We start from the raw sequence: 3,263 nt of genomic DNA on the forward strand, positions 1-3,263 counted from the left end.
GTGCTCTAACCAGCTGAGCTATATAGCCATATGAAGCGCGAAATAATACGATATAAATGCTTAAGTTTCAAGTGAAAAGATCATATTTATAACCAGTCACTCAGCTGGATACCAAAACCAATGCTATTGGAGTGTGCGTCATAGTCAATCAGGCTTTCACCATAGCCATTAAACCATTGCACATACCCCTTTACGCGGTCGGTAAGCGGGAAACTCCAGCCCAATTGAACGGCACCATAGTTATCATCAAAATTGAGGTTATTCCGCAGCAAAATATCAAAGCTGTGGTTATCCATTTTATATACAGCGCCAAATTCAAAGTTACCCATATATTCTTCGATATCAGGATTGTCATCATCACTACTGCTATCCGGAATACGCCACCATGGTTTGAATGAGTAATACCAGTCATTGTGCTCAAACACAAAGTCGGTATAGACCCGATTCCAGCTACGTGACAGCGTACCTGCCTGACCGTTTGACTGGTGCACAACACCCGTCCGAATAAGCGAGTTTTTTATACCGAATAATTCATAATTTGTTTTAAACGATAGCCAAGCTTCTGGTTCATGATCTGATTCACGGAAAGGCGATGAGCTGTTTTTATTAAACTGTTGCCAGAATGAGCGATTGGTATAGGCCACATAGGCATCTGCCCGACCATTGAATAGGTCATAGGCAACAGGTAGTTTCAAACTGATTTGAAACTTGGTTTCCCAGGGTTGTAAGTGAATATTGTCACCCGGATAAGCGGTTTCAAAAGGCGCTTCATTCGGCGACGCCATATTATTACTTAAAATAATGTAATTTGGCTTGTGGGGTAATAATACAAACGGATTTTTGGCTTCTTTCTTTTCCAAAAACAAACGGCGAGTGATCGCAGACTTATCTTCTGTCTCTACACCCGATTCTGTCACTTTGATATCAACAGGCTCAGGTTTAGGTGAGGCTTCTTCGAGTGCTTGTTGAGTGATACTTGATTCACAAAACTGTCTGATATCGCCAACCAGCATGCTATCATCAGCAGTAGCTAATTGGGTGAGCAAGCATTGATTTAACTTATCATCGGCAATGACCATGGGCATATAGCCAACAGTCAACATTGATAAAAGAAACGAGAGTGATGCCGTCTTCATGGCTTGCCTTTAAAAAGTGAACAACAATTCACGACATCATAGCTCAGAACGCTAAACGTTGAAGCGGAAATGCATGACATCACCGTCTTTGATGACATACTCTTTCCCTTCCAGACGCCATTTACCTGCATCTTTAGCGCCTTGCTCTCCGTTGAATTGCACAAAGTCATCATAACTAATAACTTCAGCACGGATAAAACCTTTCTGGAAGTCAGTATGAATAACGCCAGCGCCTTCTGGTGCTGTCGCGCCAACTTTCACTGTCCAGGCACGAACTTCTTTTACACCCGCAGTAAAATATGTATGCAAACCAAGCAATTCATATCCGGCACGGATGACACGATTCAGGCCAGGCTCGTCTTGTCCGATTTCACTTAAGAACTCGACTTTTTCATCGTCTTCCAGTCCAGCAATTTCTGACTCAATCGCCGCACAGATAACCACTACATTGGCGCTTTCTTGTTCTGCCAATTGTTTCACCGCATCCAATGCCGGATTATTTTCAAACCCATCTTCAGAGACGTTAGCGATATACATGGTCGGTTTGATCGTCAGCAGGTGTAAGTCACGAATCAAGGCTAGTTGATCTTTATCCAAGCCCATAGCGCGGACAGGTTTACCACCATCTAACTCCTCACGCATTTGTGTGAGTAACTCTAATCTTGCTTTCGCCGTTTTATCGCCACTTTTTGCGTCACGTGTGGTTTTAGTGATGGCTTTCTCAACACTTTCTAAATCAGCCAAGGCTAATTCAGTGTTAATTACTTCGATATCATCCAGTGGTGAGACTTTGCCAGATACATGGACGATATTGTCATCTTCAAAACAACGTACCACGTGGGCAATCGCATCCGTTTCACGGATATTGGCGAGGAATTTATTACCTAAACCTTCGCCTTTTGATGCACCCGCCACCAGACCGGCAATATCAACGAATTCCATGGTGGTTGGCAAAACCCGTTCAGGACTGACAATCGCAGCCAGCTTATCCATTCGAGGGTCAGGGACTGGGACGATGCCAACATTCGGTTCAATGGTACAAAAAGGATAGTTCTGCGCATCGATACCGGCTTCAGTCAATGCATTAAACAAGGTTGATTTGCCAACATTAGGTAAACCGACGATACCGCACTTAAATCCCATGAGAAATCCTATTGTGAATGTAGCCAGTTCATAGCCTTATCCATATTTCCGGATAACACCTCTGGCAAAATACGTAAAACATTATCGATGGCTTGCTCGATCTGTTGACGATCGGTCGGAGAAGGTTTGCTGAGTACATAATCAGAAACCAGTTTGCTATGTCCAGGATGCCCTATCCCCAAACGACAGCGCAGGAATTGCTTGCCACCCGTCTGAGCAATAATATCTCTGAGCCCGTTGTGTCCGCCATGGCCACCATCACGTTTTAATTTAACGGTGCCGGGCGCCAAATCTAATTCATCGTGTATGACGAGAACATTCTCTAATGGAATTTTGAAAAAATTGGCTAATGGCGCGACAGACTGACCGCTTCTATTCATAAATGTCAGCGGTTTTAGCAAATACACTTTATGACCATCCAGAGAGCATTGAACCAGCTCCCCGTGATATCGGTTTTGAACAGTAAAGTTCACACCGAGATCACGAGCAAGCTGGTCCAATAGCCAGAACCCGACATTATGTCGGGTTCCTTCATACTGGGAGCCGGGATTACCTAAACCGGCGATGATCCAGCTCCCCATCTAAAGATTACTCTTCAGTTGCTTCTTCATCACCTTCTGCGTCTTCAGCTTCATCATCCACTGTATGTACGCGAGGCATATGAATGTTAACGACTGCTTGGTCATAAGCAGAACGTTCACCTTCTTCAAGGTGCTCTTCCTGACCATGTGACAGTGCAGGTAAGCTCACACCTTTAGGTAGAACGATTTCTGATAAGTGAATCGCTTCATCTAATTCCAGCTTGCTGATATCCACTTCGATGTACTCAGGCAGATCAGCTGGTAAACAAGCAATTTCAACCTCAGTCATCACGTGTGAAACAACACCACCGGCTTTTACGCCTGCTGCTTTTTCTTCACCAATGAAGTGAAGAGGTACAGTCATTGTCATTTCATGTTTCGCATCAACACGCAGGAAGTCAGC

Annotated in this window: 3 protein-coding genes and 1 pseudogene; all 4 read right to left on the reverse strand. The window is 44.2% G+C overall.

Annotated features, from left to right (window positions below):
* Positions 1-86: 86 nt before the first annotated feature.
* A complete protein-coding gene (locus tag B3V56_RS05835; protein ID WP_289282826.1) occupies positions 87-1,136 on the reverse strand; it encodes a phospholipase A in 1,050 nt (349 codons plus the stop codon).
* Positions 1,137-1,187: 51 nt separating this feature from the next.
* Positions 1,188-2,279, reverse strand: coding sequence for a redox-regulated ATPase YchF (gene ychF, locus B3V56_RS05840; protein WP_286305805.1), 1,092 nt, complete (start codon positions 2,277-2,279; stop codon positions 1,188-1,190).
* A gap of 8 nt (positions 2,280-2,287) precedes the next feature.
* A complete protein-coding gene (pth, locus tag B3V56_RS05845; protein WP_286305806.1) occupies positions 2,288-2,860 on the reverse strand; it encodes an aminoacyl-tRNA hydrolase in 573 nt (190 codons plus the stop codon).
* 7 nt (positions 2,861-2,867) lie between these two features.
* Positions 2,868-3,263 (reverse strand): annotated as a pseudogene (locus B3V56_RS05850) (50S ribosomal protein L25); the annotation flags it as partial.

It is taken from the genome of Methylophaga sp. UBA2513, from assembly GCF_002341285.1.
In the GTDB taxonomy this organism is placed as follows: domain Bacteria; phylum Pseudomonadota; class Gammaproteobacteria; order Nitrosococcales; family Methylophagaceae; genus Methylophaga; species Methylophaga marina.